At 71.8% G+C, this 21273-nt stretch carries 19 protein-coding genes and 1 pseudogene; 13 read left to right on the forward strand and 7 right to left on the reverse strand.

Annotation, left to right across the window (positions count from 1 at the left end; genetic code table 11):
* Positions 1–20: 20 nt before the first annotated feature.
* Together OHT51_RS41240 and OHT51_RS41245 are read right to left on the reverse strand one after the other, a co-directional pair.
* Positions 21–374, reverse strand: a complete 354-nt coding sequence (locus OHT51_RS41240) for an SRPBCC family protein (protein ID WP_443052750.1) — start codon at positions 372–374, stop codon at positions 21–23.
* Positions 275–1512 (reverse strand): annotated as a pseudogene (locus OHT51_RS41245) (FAD-dependent monooxygenase). The gene OHT51_RS41240 and the pseudogene OHT51_RS41245 overlap by 100 nt, the downstream one beginning before the upstream one ends.
* Before the next feature lie 47 nt (positions 1513–1559).
* Here OHT51_RS41245 and OHT51_RS41250 point away from each other — a divergent pair.
* The 12 genes from OHT51_RS41250 (at position 1560) to OHT51_RS41305 (ending at position 14051) form a co-directional block, all read left to right on the forward strand.
* On the forward strand, positions 1560–1982 hold the full coding sequence (locus OHT51_RS41250) for a PPOX class F420-dependent oxidoreductase (protein ID WP_328884027.1): 423 nt from the start codon (positions 1560–1562) through the stop codon (positions 1980–1982).
* Positions 1983–2073: 91 nt separating this feature from the next.
* Positions 2074–2883 carry a MerR family transcriptional regulator gene (locus OHT51_RS41255; protein WP_328884028.1) on the forward strand — a complete coding sequence of 270 codons (810 nt, stop codon included), beginning with the start codon at positions 2074–2076 and terminating at the stop codon, positions 2881–2883.
* The gene (locus OHT51_RS41260) at positions 2880–3902 is read left to right on the forward strand and encodes a BtrH N-terminal domain-containing protein (protein WP_328884029.1); all 1023 of its coding nucleotides are present in this window, start codon (positions 2880–2882) and stop codon (positions 3900–3902) included. Before OHT51_RS41255 ends, OHT51_RS41260 begins: the two co-directional genes overlap by 4 nt.
* Positions 3903–3988: 86 nt before the next feature.
* Positions 3989–4498 carry an SRPBCC family protein gene (locus OHT51_RS41265; protein WP_328884030.1) on the forward strand — a complete coding sequence of 170 codons (510 nt, stop codon included), beginning with the start codon at positions 3989–3991 and terminating at the stop codon, positions 4496–4498.
* Entirely contained in the window at positions 4491–6110 is a 1620-nt protein-coding gene (locus tag OHT51_RS41270; protein WP_328884031.1) for a phytoene desaturase family protein, read from the forward strand. Before OHT51_RS41265 ends, OHT51_RS41270 begins: the two co-directional genes overlap by 8 nt.
* 3 nt (positions 6111–6113) lie before the next feature.
* On the forward strand, positions 6114–6602 hold the full coding sequence (locus OHT51_RS41275; protein ID WP_328884032.1) for an MSMEG_6728 family protein: 489 nt from the start codon (positions 6114–6116) through the stop codon (positions 6600–6602).
* 68 nt (positions 6603–6670) lie between these two features.
* Positions 6671–7510 (forward strand): oxygenase MpaB family protein, encoded by an 840-nt coding sequence (locus tag OHT51_RS41280; protein WP_328884033.1) that lies wholly within the window; start codon positions 6671–6673, stop codon positions 7508–7510.
* Positions 7511–7731: 221 nt separating this feature from the next.
* Positions 7732–8154: a CBS domain-containing protein gene (locus OHT51_RS41285; protein ID WP_328884034.1), complete on the forward strand. Its 423-nt coding sequence runs from the start codon at positions 7732–7734 to the stop codon at positions 8152–8154.
* Between the two features lie 47 nt (positions 8155–8201).
* Positions 8202–8432: a DUF6480 family protein gene (locus tag OHT51_RS41290; protein ID WP_328884035.1), complete on the forward strand. Its 231-nt coding sequence runs from the start codon at positions 8202–8204 to the stop codon at positions 8430–8432.
* A 241-nt stretch (positions 8433–8673) separates the two neighbouring features.
* The gene (locus OHT51_RS41295; RefSeq protein WP_328884608.1) at positions 8674–9855 is read left to right on the forward strand and encodes a carboxylate-amine ligase; all 1182 of its coding nucleotides are present in this window, start codon (positions 8674–8676) and stop codon (positions 9853–9855) included.
* Between the two features lie 195 nt (positions 9856–10050).
* Complete coding sequence (locus OHT51_RS41300) at positions 10051–11835, forward strand: N-acetylglutaminylglutamine amidotransferase (RefSeq protein ID WP_328884036.1); 1785 nt, start codon at positions 10051–10053, stop codon at positions 11833–11835.
* The gene (locus tag OHT51_RS41305; RefSeq protein ID WP_328884037.1) at positions 11808–14051 is read left to right on the forward strand and encodes a S9 family peptidase; all 2244 of its coding nucleotides are present in this window, start codon (positions 11808–11810) and stop codon (positions 14049–14051) included. Before OHT51_RS41300 ends, OHT51_RS41305 begins: the two co-directional genes overlap by 28 nt.
* A 7-nt stretch (positions 14052–14058) precedes the next feature.
* On the opposite strand, the gene OHT51_RS41310 is transcribed toward OHT51_RS41305, so the two are convergent.
* Complete coding sequence (locus tag OHT51_RS41310; protein ID WP_328884038.1) at positions 14059–14673, reverse strand: hypothetical protein; 615 nt, start codon at positions 14671–14673, stop codon at positions 14059–14061.
* A 134-nt stretch (positions 14674–14807) separates the two neighbouring features.
* Here OHT51_RS41310 and OHT51_RS41315 point away from each other — a divergent pair, with 134 nt between their 5' ends.
* Positions 14808–16928, forward strand: a complete 2121-nt coding sequence (locus OHT51_RS41315) for a SpoIIE family protein phosphatase (RefSeq protein WP_328884039.1) — start codon at positions 14808–14810, stop codon at positions 16926–16928.
* A 45-nt stretch (positions 16929–16973) separates the two neighbouring features.
* On the opposite strand, the gene OHT51_RS41320 is transcribed toward OHT51_RS41315, so the two are convergent.
* From OHT51_RS41320 to OHT51_RS41335, 4 genes are all read right to left on the reverse strand, one after another.
* A complete protein-coding gene (locus OHT51_RS41320) occupies positions 16974–17507 on the reverse strand; it encodes a hypothetical protein (protein ID WP_328884040.1) in 534 nt (177 codons plus the stop codon).
* A gap of 110 nt (positions 17508–17617) precedes the next feature.
* Entirely contained in the window at positions 17618–18085 is a 468-nt protein-coding gene (locus tag OHT51_RS41325; RefSeq protein ID WP_328884041.1) for a hypothetical protein, read from the reverse strand.
* A gap of 49 nt (positions 18086–18134) precedes the next feature.
* On the reverse strand, positions 18135–18692 hold the full coding sequence (locus tag OHT51_RS41330; RefSeq protein ID WP_328884042.1) for a Dps family protein: 558 nt from the start codon (positions 18690–18692) through the stop codon (positions 18135–18137).
* Positions 18693–18785: 93 nt separating this feature from the next.
* Complete coding sequence (locus OHT51_RS41335) at positions 18786–21206, reverse strand: SpoIIE family protein phosphatase (RefSeq protein WP_328884043.1); 2421 nt, start codon at positions 21204–21206, stop codon at positions 18786–18788.
* Positions 21207–21273 lie beyond the last annotated feature (67 nt).

Here is a 21273-nt window from a genome sequence, read left to right on the forward strand (position 1 = left end):
GAACCGGCGTCTTAGAGGCCCTACTGCGCCTCCGCCTCCGCCGCCTTCTTCAGGGCATCGAGCCAGGAAGCGAGCGAGTCGTCCAGCGCCGCGGCGAGGTTGTCCCGATCGGCGTCGATCGGAGCGCCGGCCCAGGATTCCCGGGTGCGGACCACGACCCGGTCGCCGTCCTCGGTGAACGTCCACTCGTGCACGCCGGTGATGCCGTGAGCGGGGCCGCCCCACAGGATGCGGTGCCGCTCGGCGTCGACCGCGTAGATGGTGGAGTCGATGGTCAGGCCCGCGGTCGCCCAGTGGAAAGTGCTGCCGGGTGCGATGGGGCCGTCGAGCCGGGCCTCGGTGATGGCGTGCTGCCAGGCGGGCCAGGAGGCGATGTCGGTGTGCTGCCCTGGGCGCCGGTGGGCGGGTGGATGTGCGCGGCGTCCCCGGCGACGAAGACCCGGCCGACGCCGTACCGGTCGACGAGGCGGTGACTGATGCGGAAGACCGACGACCAGCGCTTGGCGGACGCGGTGGTGGGCTCCGGGGCCAGCCGGTCGAGGACCGCCTGGACGTGCTCGATGCGGGGCGCGCGTCCGCCCTCCAGCCCGTGGGCCACCGTCTCCCGGGAGGCGGTCCCACCGGTGCCCTCGCCACTCGCCGACAACTCGTCAGGTACCAGCATCGACATGCGGTAGCGGCGATCGCCGGTCAGCGGGATGCAGACCAGGGCATCGTCGGTGCGGCCCTCGGCGTCGTGGTGCGTGGCCCGCACCCCGTAGCCCTGGGGAAGACCCCAGTCCACCTCGACGTCGGCGAGCATGTACTCCTCCGCAAAAGCGCCCCCCCCTCGAAGGCGAGTCCGAGTTGCTTGCCGACGGTGCTGCGCCCCGTCGCAGCCGATCAGGAAGCGTGACCGCAGCTCCTGCTGGGTGCCGGATGCCGTGACGATCCGGCTGACGACCTCGTCCTCGTGCTGGGTGACCCCACCAGTTCGGTGCCCCGCTCGATCCCGGTGCCGAACCGGGCGAGATGCTCCTCGAGGATCCGCTCCGTCTCGTACTGGGGCAGGGACGCGAAGACGTACGGGACCTCGGGCGGCAGCCTCAGCTCGATGCGGGCCTGCTCGACCCCGTCGGCGTACATCAGCTGTCCGCGCAGCGGCACGGCGACCTCCAGAGCGGCGCGCACCATGCCCATCCGGTCCCAAATCTCCAGCGTCCGAGGCTGCACGCCCACCGCCTTGGCGTACGGCAACCGGGCCGGAAGCCTGTCGATGAGCCGGCAGGCGACACCCTGACGCCGCAGCTCCGCGGCCGCGGTCAACCCGACCGGTCCCGCACCCACGATCAGTACAGCCGTGTCCACCACAGGCGTCTCCCGCCAGGAGAGCCCCCCCTTCTGCCTTGCCTCAATCGTCCACCGCCGGCACGGGACGAGCGACTCAACTGGGGGCACCCAAGGCCGCTGACACGGCGCCGTTGCGGTAGATCGGCCCGGTCCGGCGTGACCACCGCAGGGAAACGGGCACACGACTGATCAAAGAGACGATCCCGCCTGAACGATCCAAGGAGCACCTGATGTCCAAGCCGCCGCTGCCCTCGGAGGCCGTGGAGTTGCTGCGCCGAGCCAACCCGTGCGTGATGGCGACCCTGCGTTCGGACGGCACGCCGGTATCCACTCCCACCTGGTACCTGTGGGAGGACGGCCGCGTCCTGATCAGCCTCGACGAGGGCCGCGTCCGCCTGAAGCACCTGCGTCGCGACCCGCGTGTGACCCTCACCGTGCTCGACGGCGACGACTGGTACACGCACGTCACCCTGATCGGCCGCGTCGTCGAGATGCACGACGACGAGGGCCTGAAGGACATCGACCGTCTCGCCACGCACTACATCGGCACGCCCTACCCCGACCGTGTCCGGGCCCGCGTGAGCGCCTGGATCGAGGTCGACCGCTGGCACGGCTGGGGCGAGATGAAGGACAGCGACCAGGCTTCCGGCTGACAACCCGCCCGCAGAACAAGGCGGCGGCGACCCCGGACCGTAATCGCAAAGGGGTGGACCCTCCCACCGTGGGAGGGTCCACCATGATGGCGTGCGGGACGAACTTCTCACCATCGGGCGCTTCGCCCGACTGTGCCGGCTCAGCGTCAAGCAGCTGCGCCACTACGACGAGACGGGGCTGTTGACCCCGGTCCACGTGGACGTCGGCTCCGGCTATCGCTACTACGCGCCCGAGCAGGCACGCGACGCCCTGACCGTCGCCCTGCTCCGGGACATGGATCTTCCGCTGGCCGTGATCGCCCGTACCCTCGCTGCCGAACCCGACTCCAGGGCACAGATCCTGCGCGCCGAACGGGACCGGCTGGCCGAACGGATCAGCAAGGACCAGGCACGGCTGAGGACGCTGGAGCGACTGGCAGAGCGCGGCCTGCCCGGCTACGAGGTGACGATGAGTCAGGAACCGGAACGGCGCCTGGCCGTCGTACCCGGGGTCTGCACCCCGGCGGAGATCGGGGAGAAGGTGGCAGAGTGCGTGGCACGGCTGCTGCCCGGGCTCGGCCGGGCCGGAATCGCCTGGGAGCCGCCCCTGTGGGCTCTGTACCCGCTGGACCTGCAAGAGCCCATGGAGATCGCTGTGGGAGTCCAGACGCCGCCGGGGGAGGCGACGGCGGCGGTCACGGACTTCGAGGTGCTGCCCGGCGGACCCGTGGCCGAGACCGTCCACGTCGGCCCGTACGCACAGCTGCCCTTGGCCTACAACGCGCTCTTCGCCGCCATCCACGAGCGCGGGCTGCACCCGAAGGCACCCGCACGCGAGGCCTACCTCGTCGGGCCGGCCGAGGCGCCGCCGGAAGACCTGCTGACCCGGCTGATCATCCCTATCCAGGAGAGCACGGCATGACATTGCTGGACGTCGACGCCCGCGGTACGCAGCACTGCGAGACGACAGCTCTGGGAGTGCTGCTGCGCACTCAAGGGCTCGATCTGTCCGAGCCCATGCTCTTCGGTCTCGGCTCGGGTCTGTCCTTCGTCTACTGGGACAGCAAGAAGATGGCCTTCCCTTTCCTGGGGGGACGAGTGAAGCCCTTCGACCTCACCAGGAACCTGGCCTCCGGACTCGGGCTTGAGCTCGTCGTGCGGGAGACCAGCTCCCCCCGCAGGGCATGGGAGAACGTGGCAGCCCCCATCGACTCGGGCCACCCCGTCGGCCTGCAGCTCGACAGTTTCCATCTGGACTACTTCGGGTCGAAGGTGCACTTCGGCGGGCATGTCGTCGCCATGTACGGCTACGACGACCACGACGCCTACCTGGTGGACACCGACCAGCAAGGCGGAGCGGTGACCACGAGCCTGACCAGCCTCGCGCAGGCAAGAGCCGCACGCGGCCCGATGACCGCCAAGCACCGGTCCTTCACGCTCACCGTTCCGACGAACCTGCCCTCCCCCCAGGCCCGGATCACTGCCGCCATCACGGCCTGTGCCGACGCCTTCCTCGACCCGCCCATCGCCAACCTGGGCCACCGCGGCATCGAGAAGGCCGGCAAGCTGGTACGCACCTGGCTCCAGCGCACCGACGCCCCGCACCGGGACCTGCCACAGGCGGCCCTCTTGATGGAGAAGGCCGGCACCGGCGGCGCACTGTTCCGCAACCTCTACCGCGACTTCCTCGCCGAATGCACCGACCTGCTCGACAGCGATCACCTGCGCGCCGGACACAGGCTGTACACCGAGGCAGCCACGCTGTGGACGGAAGCCGCGGCACTGATCACGAAGGCCGGTGAATCAGGCGACGCACACTGCCTCGCCCGGGCAGGGACCGTCCTGCACGATCTCTCCCGCATCGAGCGCGAGGCCATGCAGTCCCTGAGCCGTCTGACCGTGCCGGCCCGGAATCCGGCATCTCCCGCAAGAGCCGATTGAGGTCGATGGAACCGGTTCGACCCGTGAGGCGCGGGCACTCGGGCGTGGCCGACGGGCAATCCGGTCGAGGCATCCTGGAGGTCTCCATGGCCGTTCGCCATCGTCTGATCCACGCCGGCCCGAGTGCCGTATGGGCCGTACTCGCCGACGGCAGCCGGTATGCGGAGTGGGTGGTGGGGACCGCACGGTCCGAGCCGCTTCGCGGGCGGTGGCCGGACACCGACGCCGCGATCCGCTACGAGGTCCGGGTCGGCCCCGCCCGGCTGTTCAACGAGACGGTCGTTCGCCGCTGCGACCCCGGCGTGTCCATGGAGCTGGAGGCTTACGCCGGCGTGCTCGGCACGGCACGTATCGCGATCGAGCTGCGGCCGTGGGGCGAAAAGTGCCTGGTGCTCGTGGACGAGCACCCTCTCCAGGGAGCGGGCGGCCGGCTGCACAACATGGGCTTCGAGGCGCTGATCCAACTGCGCCACCGGGCGATGCTCGCCCGCCTCGCCCGGCTCTGCGAGAGCGAGGCGCAGGACGCCCGCCGCGCCCCACGGAGGGCACCGGCCGCGTCGGCGGCGCCGGGCGTGGATGGAGCCGGTCGTGCCTGACGCCGTGGTGATCGGCGCCGGACCCAACGGTCTGGTGGCCGCCAACGTGCTGGCGGACGCCGGGTGGAGCGTCGAGGTGCTGGAGGAGCAGCCGGAGCCGGGCGGCGCCGTCCGTCACGACCGCGGCGTCGACCCCGACTTCGTCAACGACGTCTTCAGCTCCTTCTACCCCCTCGCAGCCGCCTCGCCGGTCCTGTCCGCCCTGCGGTTGCAGGACTACGGGCTGCGGTGGAGCCACGCGCCCAGTGTGCTGGCGCATCCCCTCACCGACGGCAGCTGCGCCGTGCTGGACCGGGACGTCGGCACCACTGCGGCGTCCCTGGAGGCCTTCGCACCGGGCGACGGAGCCGCGTGGGAGCGGCTGCATGGCGTGTGGCAGCGCCTGCACCCCGACCTGCTGAACTCTCTGTTCACCCCGTTCCCGCCCGTCCGCTCCGCGGCGCGGCTGGCGTTGCGGCTGCGGGCCGCGGGCGGTCTGCGCATGGCACGCTCCCTGGTGCTGCCGGTGCGCCGCCTGGGGGAGGAGGAGTTCGACGGTCAGGGAGGCCGGCTGCTGCTGGCCGGCAACGCCCTGCACGCCGACCTCGCCCCGGAGTCGGCCGGCAGCGGCGGCTTCGGCTGGCTGATGGCCATGCTCGGACAGACGTACGGCTTCCCCACCCCCGTCGGCGGCTCGGGCGCCCTGACCCAGGCTCTGATCCTGCGCCTGAAGGCCCGGGGCGTGCGGGTGCGCTGCGGGCAGCGGGTCGAGCGGATCGTCGTGCGGGGCGGGCGGGCCGTCGGCGTGCGTACGGCGGTCGGCGACGCGGTACAGGCACGCCGGGCGGTACTGGCCGACGTGTCGGTTCCCGCCCTGTACGGCGATCTCCTCGAACCCGAGCACGTGCCCGACCAGCTCCTGGACGACCTGCGTCGCTTCCAGTGGGACTTCGCCACGTTCAAGGTGGACTGGGCGCTCGACGGCCCGGTGCCCTGGGAGGCGGAGCAGGCGTCCCGGGCAGGCACCGTCCACCTCGCCGACGGCATGGACGAACTCACCCGCTTCACGGCGCAGATCGCGATGCGGCAGGTTCCGGACCGTCCCTTCCTGCTGTTCGGCCAGATGACCACCGCCGACGCCACCCGCTCCCCTCTGGGCACCGAATCAGCCTGGGCCTACACCCATGTGTCCCGTGAGATCGCCGCCGACGCCGCCGACGAGGGCATCACCGGCCGCTGGGACACCAAGGACCAGGAAATCATGGCCGACCGGGTCGAACGCCAGGTGGAACGCTTCGCGCCCGGTTTCCGCTCGCTGATCCGCGCCCGCCGCATCCTGGCGCCCCCGACCCTGGAGGCACGTGACGCCAATCTGTGCGGCGGAGCCATCAACGGCGGCACGACCGCGATCCACCAGCAGCTCGTCTTCCGCCCCGTGCCCGGCACCGGGCGCCCCGAGACCCCCGTCCCAGGGCTCTTCCTGTCCTCCGCCGGGGCCCACCCGGGCGGCGGCGTGCACGGCGCACCGGGAGCCAACGCCGCCCGGGCCGCCCTGCACCGCCACCGGCCACCCGGCCTCGCGCGCGCCCAACGCCTCCTGAGCCGACGTGACCGCACCGGAAACGCACACTGACTGATGCAGACGTTCCTGCCCCACCCCGACTTCCGCCAGACGGCCCTGCTCCTCGACCGGCGCCGACTGGGCAAGCAGCGGGTCGAGGCGCTCCAGGTCCTGCGCGGCCTGACCGTCCCCGGCTACGGGTGGCGCCGGCACCCGGCCGTACGGATGTGGACCGGGTACGAGGAGGCCCTCGTCCGGTACGGCTTGGAGATCTGCCGGGTCTGGCGGGAGCAGGGACACCAGGACAGCTGCGCCGCCTCCCTGGTCGCCGGGCTGGCCGTGCACAGACCGGGCGTTGCCGTACGCGAACAGGCGGAGTTGGCCGCCGCCGGTGAGCTGCCGCCCTGGCTGGGCGACGAGGCCTTCCACGAGAGCCACCGTTCGGCACTGGTCCGCAAGGACCGCGAGGTGTACGGCGACCTGTTCTCCGGCGTCCCCGACGACCTGCCCTACGTGTGGCCGGTATCGGACCGTGAACCCCGGTACGTGCCCACCGGCAGGTGAAGCGCACGGGCATGGCCGGTTTCGGGTCGGCATCGCGGACACTGGCAGCAGGAGAGGGGAGGCCGACCGTGCTGACCTCAATCCGCGACCAACTGGGCCAGGCCCTGTTCCGCCGCGTCGCCGGCCCCGACGGCCCGGCCACACGCGCCCGCATCCACGACACGCCCGGCCCGCGCTGGTTCGGCCCGGATCGCCCGATCCGCACGGTCCACGGTGACGCCTCGATGTTCATCGGCGGACTGAGCGCACTGCTGCTGCAGTCCCTTCATCCGCTCGCCATGGCGGCCGTGGCCGGGCACTCCGGATACCGCGGCGACCCGTGGGGCCGACTTCAGCGCACGAGCGCATTTCTGGCCGTGACGACCTACGGCACCGCTACAGACGCCCAGCAGGCCGTCGACCACGTCCGCAGCATCCACGAACGGATCCGAGGGACGACGGCCGAGGGCGTGCCCTACCACGCGGCTGATCCACACCTGCTCGGCTGGGTGCACGCCGCCGAGACCGACAGCTTCCTGCGCGCCCACGAACGCTACGGAGCGCACTTGCTGGACGCCGCCGCCTACGACGCGTACGTGGCCGACACCGCACGCATCGCGGAGGCAATGGGGGTGATCGACCCGCCACGCGACCGCCGCGAACTCGCCGAGCGGCTGTCCGCCTACCGGCCCGAACTGCGGGCCGGTCCCGAGGCCCGCGCCGCCGCCCGCTTCCTGCTCTTCCAGCCTCCCCTGCCCCTCGCGCTGCGTCCCTTCTACGGCGGCCTTGCCGCGAACGCCGTCGCACTGCTCCCGCCCTGGACCCGTGGCATGCTGTGGCTGCCCCGGCTCCCGGTCGTGGAGGACCTCGCCGTACGTCCCACCGGCCAGGCACTGACCCGGACCATCCGCTGGGCCATGCACCGCTGAGGAGCGACGGCCGGCTACGTACGCGTCCTGTGCGACCCGGGCGGGGCACCCGTTCTGCCTCTTTGCCCGCACGGCCGACGTACCTGACAGGTCGGTGCACGCGCTGCGTCCGCGGCAGCCGATGAGGGCCGGCGCGAACGTGGCAGCCGGGTCGTCCGCGGGTACTCGGTGGCTGCACGGCGGTGAACGGCACCGCCCCAACTTCGCGGAGTGACGTTCCCATGACTCAGCATGTCCGCGACGTCATGACGACCCACCCGATGACCGTGGAACCGCAGGCCTCGGTGCAGGCGGTGGCCCGGATGATGCGCGACGAGGACATCGGCGCCGTGCTGGTCACCGAGGGCGGGCGGCTGCGTGGGCTGGTCAGTGACCGTGACCTGGTGGTACGCGCGGTGGCCGAGGGCGGCGACCCGGACCGTACGACCGTGGCCCAGGCGTGCAGCGAGGACCTGGTCACGGTGGGGCCCGACGACGACCTGATTCTCGCGGTGCAGGTGATGCGCGAGCATTCCGTGCGGCGTGTGCCTGTCGTCGACCGAGAAAGCCACCCGGTGGGCATAGTCGCCCTCGCCGACCTCGCCATGGAACGTGATCCAGGCTCGGCCCTCGGCGACATCAGCGCCGCGCGCCCCAATCAGTGAACCGGCAACGCTCCATGGCCGGCCCGAGAGCGAGAGGAGGGCGCGCCATGACGAACCCTGATCGCGAGCCCACACGAGCCCCAGGACACGACCCCGGAAAAAGGGGAGTACCACCCGGTGAGACCCCGCCCGCCGAGGACGACACCACGTCCGCCATCTCCTATCCGCAGTCCGAGCTGCGCAGGGGCTGGGGCCCCATGCCGATCGTCCTGATCATGCTGGTGGTGGCGCTGGTGGCGATCGGGCTGATCGCGATGGCGGTGGACCTGATCGCGTAGCGTCGGCGGGCGAGCACGGCATTCGGCGGCGAAACCGGGGCCGGGGTCTGCGGCTGCCCGAGCGCCCAGAGGCTCCCTCACTTACGCTCGTTTGTGCGAGCTGCATCTCAAACGCGCAGGCGGCAGGCTTACGTCCCGAGGGACTGGGAACTCAGAGCACACCACAGCCGCCCCACCGCCCGGGGTCGGGTCGCCCCCTCCCTTGCGGCAGGCGCCGGGATTCGTAGGAGTGAACGTGAGCATGCGCATCGGAGTGGAGGAAGAGTTTCACGTCCTGGAGGTGGAGAGCGGACTGCTCGTGCCGCGAGCCGACGCGATCCTGCGACGGCTTCCGGGACGGACCTACACCACCGAACTGCATCAGTGCACCGTGGAGTCCAACAGCTCCGTGCACACGTCCCTGGATGACCTCTACGCCGACCTCACGGGCCTGAGGCGACGGCTCGACGCGGCAGCCTCCTCACTGGGGCTGGCCGTGGTGGCCGCCGGCACGGCACCACTGGCGCCCGCGGCCTCGGCCCACACCACAGCCGGAGCACGCTACCGCCGCATGACCGAGGAGTACCGCAAGGTCGCCGACGAGCAGCTCATCTGCGGCGCCCAGGTTCATGTGGACGTACCCGACCGCGACACCGCAGTACGGGCCATGTGCGAGATCTCGCCCTGGCTGCCGGTGCTGCTGGCCCTTTCCGCCAGTTCGCCGTTCTGGCAGGCCGCCGACACGGGCTACGCGAGCTGGCGCACCCTGCTGTGGCAGCGCTGGCCCACCGCGGGGCCGGTCGGCTGCTTCCCGAACGCGGCCGAGTACGACGCTGCCGTGGAGGACTTCGTGCGCGCCGGGATCATCAGCGACGCGGGGATGATCTACTACGACGTCCGCCCGTCGGACCATCTGCCCACGCTGGAACTGCGCACCTGTGATGCCTGTCCGCGCCCGGAGACCGTCGTGCTCATCGCCGGACTGTTCCGTGCCCTGGTGACCGAGGCCCGCGAACGCCTCGGCCGCGGCGATGCCCCCGGGTGCGCCGGGCGGCACGAGTGGCTTCGGGGTGCGTCGTGGCGTGCCGCCCGGTCAGGACTCGAAGGGACGCTGGTGGACCCCGAGACCCACGAGGAGGCACCCGCGCACACGGTGGTGCGCAAGCTGCTCGTCCGGCTGCGGCCCGCGCTGGAAGCCCACGGGGACTGGCACACCGTCCGGGAGCTCACCGAGTCGGCCCTCGCGAACGGAAGCGCTGCCCGGCGGATGCGCTGTGCGGCACAGGACGAGGACCTGCTGGCCTGCGTCGACATGCTGATCGCCGAGACCCGTGGCGAACACGGCCGCCGCAGGCCTCCACTGCCCGACCGCAGCCCCGCCCGTGCCGTCGTCCAGGACGGCTCACCCTCCTCCATCGTCCCGGGCGGCCCGCCTCCGCCGTAACCCCCGAGGCACCGGACGGCATCGGCCGCCGGCCCGCCAGTGGCCGCCCGGCGGCCACGGCGAAGTCATCGTCCCCGCGCAGAAAGGTCTCGTGATGTCTCGCAGCACCGCCCAGACCCTCCTGACCGGCGCCCGCGCACCGGCACCCCCGTGCAGGCGCGCCGGCGTCGACGCGAGCAAGGGAGGCGAGACGTCATGTGCGGTCTGACCGGCGAGGTCCGCTTCGACGGCCGGCGAGCCGACGAGGCTGCCGTCGAACGCATGGCCGACCGGCTCGCCGCCCGTGGACCCGACGGGCAGGGCACCTGGGCGCGGGGCCCGGTCGCACTGGGACACCGGCGACTGAAGATCATCGATCTCTCGGACCGGGGAGCCCAGCCGATGACCGACCCCCGCGGTCAGGTCACCGGCGTCTTCAACGGCTGCGTCTACAACCACCCTGAGCTGCGCGAAGAGCTGCGCGGCCTCGGGCACCGATTCGAGTCCACGTCGGACACGGAGGTCGTGCTCAAGGCCTACCAGCAGTGGGGCACCGCCTGCGTCGAGCACTTCCTCGGCATGTTCGCCTTCGCGCTCGTCGAGCACCGGACCGGCCGTGTCGTCCTCGCCCGGGACCGGCTCGGAATCAAGCCCCTGTACCTGGCGCGGACACCGGACCGGCTGCGGTTCGCCTCGACGCTGCCCGCTCTCCTCGCCGGCGGGGACGTGGACACCTCGCTCGATCCGGTCGCCGTCCACCAGTACCTGAGCTGGCACGCCACCGTCGCGGCGCCGCGCACCGTCCTCAACGGGGTGCACAAGCTCCCGCCCGCCACCGTGCGGGTCGTCGAACCGGACGGCACTCATCGGGATCACTGCTACTGGCAGCCGTCCTACACACGCCGGGCCGAGTACGCCGGCATGGGCGCGGACGAATGGCGTGACGCGGTGCTGGACGCGCTCCGCACGGCCGTGCGCCGCAGGATGGTGTCCGACGTGGAGGTCGGTGTCCTGCTCTCCGGCGGCCTCGACTCCAGTCTGATCGTCGCGCTGCTGGCCGACGAGGGCCTGCACGACCTGATGACGTTCAGCGTCGGGTTCGAGACGGAGGGCGGCGAGAAGGGCGACGAGTTCCAGTACTCGGACCTGGTCGCCCGCGAGTTCGGGACCGACCACCGACAGCTGATGGTTCCCTCCGACCGGGTGTCGATGGCTCTGGACGGGGCGGTCGCGGCCATGAGCGAGCCGATGATCAGCCACGACGTGGTCGCCTTCTACCTGCTGTCCGAGCAGGTCTCCAAGGAGGTCAAGGTCGTGCAGAGTGGCCAGGGAGCCGACGAGGTCTTCGCCGGCTACCACTGGTACCCGCAGCTGGCGGAGGTCTCCCGCGAGGACGAACCGGAGCGGTACGCCGCGACCTACTTCGACCGGCCGCATGCCGACCTCGCCAGGGTCCTGCAGCCGGACATGCTGCCGCGCGACGACGTATCGGGCAGCTTCGTCCGCAGTCACATGGCGGTCCCGGGGGCGGAGACCGCGCTCGACGCGGCTCTCCGGCTGGACACCCACGTCATGCTCGTCGACGACCCCGTGAAACGGGTCGACAACATGACCATGGCCTGGGGCCTGGAGGCACGGGTTCCGTTCCTCGACCACGAGCTGGTCGAGCTGGCGGCGGCCTGCCCGCCGGAGCTGAAACTGGCCGACGGCGGCAAAGGTGTGCTCAAGGAGGCGGGCCGCAAGCTCCTGCCTCGCGAGGTCGTCGACCGGCCCAAGGGCTACTTCCCCGTGCCGGCCATCCGGCACATGGCGGGCCCCGTCCTGGAACGCGTACGTGAAGCGCTCCAGGCGCCCGAGGCGAAGCAACGCGGCTTGTTCCAGGAGTCGTACGTGACCGAGCTCCTCGCGGCGCCCGACGAGCACCGGACCCATCGGGGTGCGAACGCCCTGTGGCAGATTGCTTTGCTGGAGATATGGCTGCAGACCCACGGAATCAAGTGACCGAAGCCGGGGGCAGGCGGGTGGCGCACGGCCCGGCGCCCGTGTTCGCGGGTCCCGGGTCACTCGCTTCGGCCACCGTGGAGCCCCCTGACAGCCGGACGGGGGATCTGTACGGTGCCGCCCGCGCCGCCGCTCCAGCGCCCCTCCCGTTGCCCGAGGCAGGCGGCCCCCGGGACGCCGTGACCCGGCTGCGCGCCCACGGCTGCTGGTACCCCTCGGCCAACGCCGACGGCACCGAGGTGGCCTTCATCTGCGACCGAGGAGGCGTCCCCCAGCTGTGGGCCGGCTCCGTCGACACTGACGACGTGCGGCTGCTCGACTCCTCACCGGACCCTGTGAAAGAGGTGTCCTGGTCACCGAACGGACAGTGGATCGCGTACACCACCGCGCCGGGCGGCGGAGAGCACACCCGGGTCCTGTGCGTGCGGCCCGACGGCACCGGCCGCCGCCTCCTGGCGGGGGCCGACCCGGCCAGTTCCGCCTATCTGGGCTGCTGGGCACACGACGGCTCGTCCGTCGCCGTCACGTTCGCGGCTCCGGCCACCCAGCAGTACGGGATCATCACGGGGAACGCCGTGCGGGACCCGGACCTTGCCGACGGCCGCCCCGACGGCATCCGCCCGCCCACCGACTGGGCGGACCGGGGGCGTCGCGCGACACTCCTCGGCCCAGCCGCGTACGACGGGGCATCGGGGGAGCAGCCGAGCCGAACGGCCGGCGACCTCCGGACTCCGGCGGCGCCCACGGTGCGTCCCGACGGCGGCCTCTCCGTCTACCTGATCGATCCCGACGGCCTGGCTTCCCCCTCGCTGCTCACCAGGGAGACCCACGCCGCCTCCCTCCGCGTGTGCGACCTCAGCCGGGACGGCAGCCTCGCGCTGCTGCGCCGCGGCCCGCGCGGACGCAGGGAGGCGGTCGTCCGACGCACCGCCGACTCGGAGAGCACCTTCGCCATGCCGGTCGCCGACGGCGATCCTTGGATCGGCCGGTTCTCTCCCGACGGGGGGACACTGTGGCTGCGCAGCAATGCCGACCGGGAGTACGCGGCGCTCCTCGCGGTCGCTCTGGATGCCGGCGGCGGCCCACGCGGTGTGTCCCTCGCGGCGGAACGCGAGGGCGTCGACCTCGAACTCCTGACACTGGCGCAAGACGGCCGCACGGCCGCGCTGGCATGGAACGTCCAGGGCGCGACCGAACTGGAACTCGTCGAGACCCACCCGACCGGACAGCCCCCGGACGACACGGGCCCGGCACGGCCCGTTCCCCTGCCCCACGAGGTCGCCACCCGCGTGACCGCCGCCGGCGCCGGGGGCCTGGTCCTGGCGCTGTCCGGCTCGCAACGCCGACCCGGCCTCTGGTGGGCCCACGAGGGCGTGTCCATGCAGCGCACGCCTTGGTCCTCCCAGGACGAGGACGCCGCCCCGCCGGGCCGCCCTCCGGTACGCCCCGTCCCGCTGCGTCTCACGGCGAGGGACGGGCTGCCCCTGAGCGGTTGGTACTACCGGGCGCCGGGCCGGGCCCCGGACGAGCCGGCACCCTGTGTGATCCACCTTCACGGCGGTCCCGAAGAACAGGAACGGCCGGTGTTCAACCCGCTCTACCACGAGCTGGTCGGGCGCGGCCTGGACATCTTCGCCCCCGACGTCCGAGGCTCCCTGGGGCACGGCCGGTCGTTCGTCGACGCCGACCTGGGCGCAGGGCGCTTCGCGGCGTTCGACGACGTCGCCGACTGCGCGGGCCACGCGGTCATGGCAGGCCCCGCCGATCCGACGCGGCTGGCGGTCATGGGCCGCTCGTACGGCGGCTATCTGACGTTCGCCTCCGTCGTGTGGCACCCGGATCTGTTCCGCACCGCGGTCGCGGTCTGCGGCATGTCGGACTTCCTCACCTTCTTCGCCGGCACGGAGCCCTGGATCGCGGAATCGGCCGCTCACAAGTACGGCCACCCGGACCGCGACCGCGAGCTCCTGCGCACCCTGTCGCCGATGAGCCGCATCGACGCACTGCGGGTCCCGCTGCTGGCCGTCCACGGCGAACACGACACCAATGTGCCGCTGGGGGAGTCCCGGCAGTTCGTACGCGCCGCGCAGGAACGCGGCATCGAAGCCGAACTGCTGACTCTGCGCGACGAGGGCCACGACTTCCTGCGCGCGGACAACCGGCGACTGTTCCGCCGGGCCGCGGCGGACTGGCTGGAAGGCCACCTCCACTTGTGAACCGGCCTCATGCGGGGCCCAGCTCCACCGTGGTCGTGACCCGTGTGACGGCGGGCCTGGCCGGCACAGAACCGAACCCGAAGCGCACCGGCGGTTCGACGGGCGCCAGCTCACCGAGGTCCTGACCCTCCCAAGCGGCCGACACGGTGGAGACCGGCCGCAGATCGCGGGCGCCGTACCACTCGCGGCGGCCCGCACCGGCACTGCCCCGTGTCCGCACGCCGCGCAGCAGCACATCGGCAGGCCGGTCCGTCAGCGCACTCCATGCCGGACGGCGGGCGAGGAAACCGGGCACGGCGCACAACAGGAGCCCCAGCGGCCCTCGTCGGCCGGTGGTGAAACACAGGTCGAGAGGCCCCGCCGCGACAGTCCAGGCGCCGTCGGCCACACGTACGTCGACCGGGGCGACGCGTACGGCGTCGAAGGTGTAGGTGCTGCTGATGAAGCCGGCTGTCTCCGGTGTGGGCGCCAACAGAAGCCGTTCTCCGTCGGCCCGCTCCACCATCACGTCGCTGAACCGCCCGAACGGCGACCGCTCCCAGCGCCCGAGCACGATCCGCGTTCCGGAGGACGTGCCCAGACCGGCGATCCAGCCGTCGAAACGCAGCCGCGGTGGCCCCACAGCAGGCGAGTCCCCCACGCAGGGTCACAGGAAACGGGCGGGACAGACGGCCCCGCATGGGCGTAGCGTCCTCATATGGGCGAGCACGGCTACGTGCGGCGTCCGAATGCCGCCCCCCGAGGGGAGCACTCGGCATGACCGGTACGGGTGATCCGGCCCCGGACGACGACGCACTGGATGCCGCGTTCGCGGAGACGGTGCGCCGAACCGGCGCGTCCATCGGCGCGTTGTACCTGCTCGCACCGGACCAGCGGCTGCTGTGTCTGGACGTACTGTGCGGGGTGCCGATCGAGTTCGCCGCACCGTGGGCCAGGGTTCCCCTCGCCTCCCCGGCCCCCGTGGCCGACGCCGTACGTGAGGACCGCCTGGTGTGGGTCGGCAGCCAGGACGAGATGGTCCGCTCCTACCCGCGCACCGCCGTGGTGCTCCCGTACCCGTTGGCGCTGGTCGCCGCGCCGGTCACCGGCGTACGGCCGCGGGGGTCCCTGCTGCTGATGTGGCCGGCCACGCGCCCGCCGTACATGACCCAACGGGAGCGGGGCAACATCACGTCCAGCTGCCGACGGCTGGCCCGGCTGCTGGAGGAGGCCGCCGAGAAGCCGGGATCCGCAGCCCGCCGCGAACAGCCACGCGTCGTCCCCGTCGGCACCGGTCGCCGAACCGGGAGCACCGATCCGGCCGCCGCGGACTTCGTCGAGCGCCTGCCCGGCGGAAGCTGCGCCCTGGACCTGGATGGGCGCTTCACCTACGTCAGCTCCGGTGCCTGCGCACTGCTGGGCTGCGAGGCCGGCCGTCTGCTGGGCACCCGGCCCTGGCAGTCCCTTCGCTGGCTCGACGACCCCGCCTACGAGGACGGCTACCGCGCCGCGCTGATCAGCCGGGAACCCGTTTCCTTCACCGCGTGCCGACCCCCGGACCAATGGCTGGACATCCACCTGTACCCGGATGCCAGCGGCATCAGCGTCCGCATCGTCCCCACCGGCGGGCCCGCGCCGCCCTCACCGGCGCCCCGTCGGTCCACGCCCACCGCCACGCCGGCCCGCGGCGGACAGCTGTACCAACTCACCCACCTCGCCGCCGCGCTGACCGAGGTCGTCGGCGTCCAGGACGTCGTGGACCTGGTCGCCGACCAGATCATGCCCGCCTACGGCGCCCAGGGCCTGGTCATGTCCACGGCTGACGCCGGCCGGCTCCGCATCACCGGTCACCGCGGCTATCCCGCCGACACCATCAGGCGGCTCGACGGCCTCCCCCTCGACACGTCCTTCACCCCGGCCGGCAAGGTCCTCAGCAGCGGCATCCCCGCGTTCTTCGCCAGCGTGGACGAGATGCGGCGCGACTACCCCGAGGCACCGCTGATCAGCGGCAAACAGGCCTGGGCGTTCCTGCCGCTGATCATCTCCGGCAGGCCCGTCGGCGTATGCATCCTGTCCTACGACAGCCCTCACGAGTTCCCCGCCGAGGAACGGGCCGTCATGACCTCCCTCGCCGGACTCATCGCCCAGGCCTTCGACCGCGCCCGCCTGTACGACATCAAACACGAGCTCGCCCACGGCCTCCAGCAGGCGCTGCTCCCGCGCAGCCTGCCCGCCATCGCCGGCCTGCGCGTCGCCGCCCGCTATCTGCCGGCCACGCGCGGCATGGAGATCGGCGGGGACTTCTACGATCTGATCCGGCTCGGCGACACCGCGGCCGCTGCCGTCATCGGCGACGTCCAGGGCCACAACGTCGCAGCCGCCGCCCTGATGGGTCAGGTACGCACCGGTGTGCACGCCCACGCGACCCTCGGCACGCCTCCCGACCAGGTCCTCCACCGGATCAACCGGGTCCTCATCGACCTCGCCCCCGACCTGTTCACCAGCTGCCTCTACGCCCACCTCGACTTCGCCCGCGGACGCGTGACCCTCGCCAGCGCCGGCCACCCGCCACCCCTGCTGCGCAGCCCCGACGGGGACACAGGGCCCGTCGCCGTCCCGCCCGGGCCCCTCCTCGGCATCGACCCCGACGCCGACTTCCCCGTGACGGGGATCCCGCTCACCCCCGGGACGCTGCTCGCCTTCTACACCGACGGCCTCGTCGAAACACCGGGCACCGACCTCGGCGACTCCATCACCCGGCTCGCACACCATCTCGCCGCCGCCGACGACCGAGACCTGGACGGCCTCATCGACACGCTGCTGAGGAACGCCGCCGCCACCGCACAGCGCACCGACGACATCGCCCTGCTCGTCCTGCAGCACGAGACGGGCCACTGACGACAGGGAGTGACAGCGCCTGCCCGGCCGCCCCGGCCGGCCTCCTCAGGAACGCTCGTCGGGGAAGCCGGGTTCGTCGTGGTGGGTGGAGGCCTCCGCGACCCGCTTGAGCCCCGATGCCGTGGCCGGGTCCCCGACCTTGGCGGGTTCGTCGTGCACGGGGCCCGCGGGACGGTCCTGGTGGAAATGGGAGGAAGCCAGCTTGTTGCCGGGACCGTGGGGCTCCGGACGGGCGTCGGCGGCTTCCGTGGAGGCAGGGCCGGATCCGGCCGCCGGGCGCTGCCTGCCGTCCTGCGCCGACTCCTCCTGCCCGCCCTGTCGCGGACGCGGCTGGGTCAGCCAGGCGACGGCCGCGCCGGTGACGGCGACGGGCCATTCCACCACCCCGGCCACGCCGAGCACTCCCGCTCCGGTGTAGACCGCGATCCGGCGGCCACGAGGAGACACCGCCCCGATCCGGTCCAGGGCACTGCCGGCGACCTTGCCCACCTGCTCAGCCCCGGGCAGACGCCGGAGCCCGGAGCCGACGACCCGCAATGGAAAAGGCAGATCCGACGCACTCGTCCTGACCTGGCTCATCTCGAACTCCCTCCGCAGGTCTCCAAGGGTCTTCGCCCCGGGTTTCCACTCTCACCCCGCCTATCCGGTGTTCAGGAGGTTTGTGCGAATGACGGCCTGACCAGGCACGCTCAGTGCTCGCTCCGCTGCCTGAGAGTGGTCCTGGCCGTATGGCGGATCCGCTTGGTACGGCCGCCCGCGGCGAGGATCTCCATGGCCTTGGTGCTCGACGCAGTGGCGGCCTTGAGCTGAAGCCAGTCGGAGGCCGCGAGCAGGTCGCCCCGGTGCCACGGCTGCTCCAGGGCGATGGCTCGCAAGAGGGACCACTCCCGCAGGCGCCGGGTCAGGAAGGGCCGGCTGAGAACAACGTGCCTCATCGCCGCCGCCCACGCCGGATAGGAAGGTTCGAGGCACAGGTCCGCGGCTCGGCGATCCAGGTGCCGTAGCACGGCGGACTGGGCCATCGACTGGTCCGTATCGGTGAGAACGAGGCCGACCAGGTCCATCTCATCCGCGTCGGCGACCCGCCGCAGCTCATCCAGGTAGACCGCGAAACGGACGTGCTCGTCCGGTTCCACCATGGCCTCGTGAACCTTCACCCGGCTCCTCCCGTCGCTCGACCTGAACGCCACTCTCGCACCCGGCCGGTCAGCCCTTGGCGGCCTCGGCGCCGTCCTGCTCGTTGTCGGCCCGAGCCGTCGACAGCGTGCCGCCGGCACTCTCGAGGTGCGCCCGCACGAACCACTGGAACTGCTCGAGATCCCGCAGCTGTTCGATGAGCAGGTCCTCCGTCGCCGGGTCGATGTCCCCGACGACCTTGATCGCGGCGCGCACGTCCTCGATCAGGCCCGTGTAGACGACGTCCAGAGCCCCGAGGTGAGCGATGGCGTCCTCACGGCCGATCGAGTAGTCGTCCCAGGTCCGCTCCTTGACCAGAGAGCCCGGCGTGCCCTGGGCGACTCCGCCGAGCGCGGCGATGCGCTCGGCGACGTCGTCGGCCATGTCGCGCACCCGGTCGACCTGAGGGTCGACCATCTGGTGCACGGCGATGAAGTGCGGTCCCACCACGTTCCAGTGGACGTGCTTCAGCGTGAGGTGGAGATCGTTGAGGGCATGCAACCGCAGGCGGAGGACGTCGATGATCCGCCCGGCCGCCGCGCGCTCGATGCCCGGCACCGTGTACTTGGGGGTGAGATCCCGTGCCATGTCCGCAACTCCTTCTCCGTAGCGTGAAGTAGGAGTCAGGTGCCCTGCTTTCGCGATCACAGACCTGTGACGTCGCTTGCATTCACTGCGTGCTCAGTCCACCCGGACGCCCACGATGCAGGTGTCGTCGTCCGTGTCGGACTTGCTGTAGGTGAGCAGACGGTCCAGCTGCTGTTCGAGCGTGGGCGGGACCGTGCGGGCAGCGGCAAGCAGCTGGGTCAGCGATTCCTCCACGGTTCGGTCACGGCGTTCGATCAGACCGTCCGTGTACATCAACAGCGTGTCGTCGACGGCCAGTTGGACCTCGTGTTCCTGATACGCCGCTTCGGGTACGGCACCGAGCAGCATGCCCTTCACCAGGGGCAGCGGCGTCGCTTCGCTGCCGCGCACCAGCACCGGCGGCAGATGGCCGGCCCTGGCCCAGCGCAGCGTACGGCGCTCGGGGTCGTACAGGCCGCACACCGCGGTGGCGGTGACGGCGCCCGTCAGATGGTGGGCCACCATGTTGAGCCAGGCCAGCAACTGGGCCGGTCCGGCACCCGTCACGGCGAGTCCGCGCAGCGCGTTGCGCAGGACGACCATGCTGGTGGCCGCCTCGATCCCGTGCCCGGCGACGTCTCCCACGCACAGCAGCACCAGCCGGGACGGCAGTACGACCGCGTCGTACCAGTCGCCGCCGACGAGCTGCTGGGTCTCCGCGGGCCGGTAGCGCACGGCCACGCGCAAGCCGGGGGCCTCCAGCGGGGCATGCTCGGGCGGCATGATCGCGTGCTGCAGCTGGAGGGTGAGCCGAGCGCGTTCGATGGCCTGCTGCTCGGTGTGGGCGAGCTGGTCACGCGTGGCGGCGAGCGCGACCTCCGTCCAGTGGTGGGCGGAGATGTCCTGGTAGGCGCCCCGTACGACGAACAGCCGCCCGTCGGAGTCGAGTTCCGGCTCGGCGACCACGCGGATGTGCCGGGTCACCCCGTCCGGCCGCAGGAGCCGGAAGGCCGTGGACGCGGGACGGCGGTGATGCAGCAGCGTGCGCAGAAATCTGCCGATGGCGACCGCGTCGTCGGGGTGGGCGTGGGCGGGCAGGTCCTCCAACGGAATCGGACCGCTCGCGGCGGGCTTGCCGTAGAGGCTGTAGAGCTGAACGTTCCAGGTGATCTCGCCGGTGAGGAGGTTCTCCTCGAAGCCGCCGATGCGGCCCAGGCGCTGAGCGTGCTGCAGCAGGCTCGCCAACCGTGCTGTTTCGTCCTCTATGCGCAACAGGAGCAGAACGCTGCCACCATGTCGGCTGATGCTGATGTCGGCGACCGCTGCCAGCGGGACCTCGTCGACCAGTGCGGTGAGCCGCATACGCTGGGCGCGGAACGGCTCGCCCGTGGCGTAGACACGCTCGATCTGCTCGAACAGCTCGCTCTCCCCGGCGACCATCGGGTACGCCTCCAGCAGCAGGGAGCCGTTGACGACACCCCGCGGCCGGCCGGTCGGGTCCAGGAAGCGGCTGTTGACGTGGTGGATGTGGAAGTCGACGAGTTCCCCGGCGGCGTCCAGCCGGGGGACGAGCACCAGCGCCGGGTCGTGGAGGCCGTCGGCCAGGTCCATCAGCTCGGCGACGTCCGGCAGGACGGCCGGCCGCGCAGCGCCGTCGGGGTGGTGCGGGGCGGAGGTCTCCAGGGTGTGCGCACACAGCTCGGCCAGGGCCTCGACCTGACGGACGATCTGCGGCGGCTGAGGTTCGAGCGGTACGGGCCAGACGATCTCCAGTACGCCGTGGATCCGGCCGCCGGTGCCAGCAGGCACGGCGACCCGGCCGCCGTCCGGGTGGTGATGCCCGCCGATGGAGGGCAGCCCGGTCTCCGACAGACAACCGATCCACTGGCCCGTTCGCTCACCGAGCCCACGACGCGCCACGGTCGCCACACCGGGCGGCACATATCGCCAGCGCCCCGCCTCCGCGAGCGAGAATCCCGCGCTGCCCGCCAACGTGAGCGACCCGTCGCCGCCCAGCGCCCAGATGGCCACCGCCTCCGCGCCGAGGGGCCTCAGCGCGTGCTCCATCAGTGAGTCGGCCACGGCTTGGGCGTCGCGTGCGGCCAGCGCACCGCTCTCGGCGGCCCGCAGCCGTACGGCGGAGGAGTCGCTCCTCGGCGGGCCGGTGACTTCGGCGCCGCCCGCTGTGGTCGCCAGGAAGGCGGAGGTCACTTCGGAAAGCCGGTCACGCGAGGCCTGGTTGATGACCTCGACCGCGAATTCGAGCGGTGTCATGCCCGCCTGCTCGGTCAGCTCGGCGAGCTGCCGTGCCGCTTGCGCCGGCCCGCACCGGAGCCGCTCGACGAGGATGCCCTTGGCCAGTTCGATCAGGGCACGCCCGTCCGCCTCCGCCTGGGCCGCCCGTACCTCTCGGCGCAACCGCTCCACGGTCGCCGCCAGCCTGCCGACGGGGGAGGGGTTCGGTGTTCCGGCGGGTGACCTGCCCGCCGGAACACGGGCGGATTCCGGCTCTGCCGGCTGGTGGGGATGGGTCACGGTTGACCTGTTCCTCGGCTCGGACGTCCAGGGACGCCGGGTGGGGGGCTGGTTCGGACGGCGGCAT

It is taken from the genome of Streptomyces sp. NBC_00299, from assembly GCF_036173045.1.
GTDB classification, from domain to species: domain Bacteria; phylum Actinomycetota; class Actinomycetes; order Streptomycetales; family Streptomycetaceae; genus Streptomyces; species Streptomyces machairae.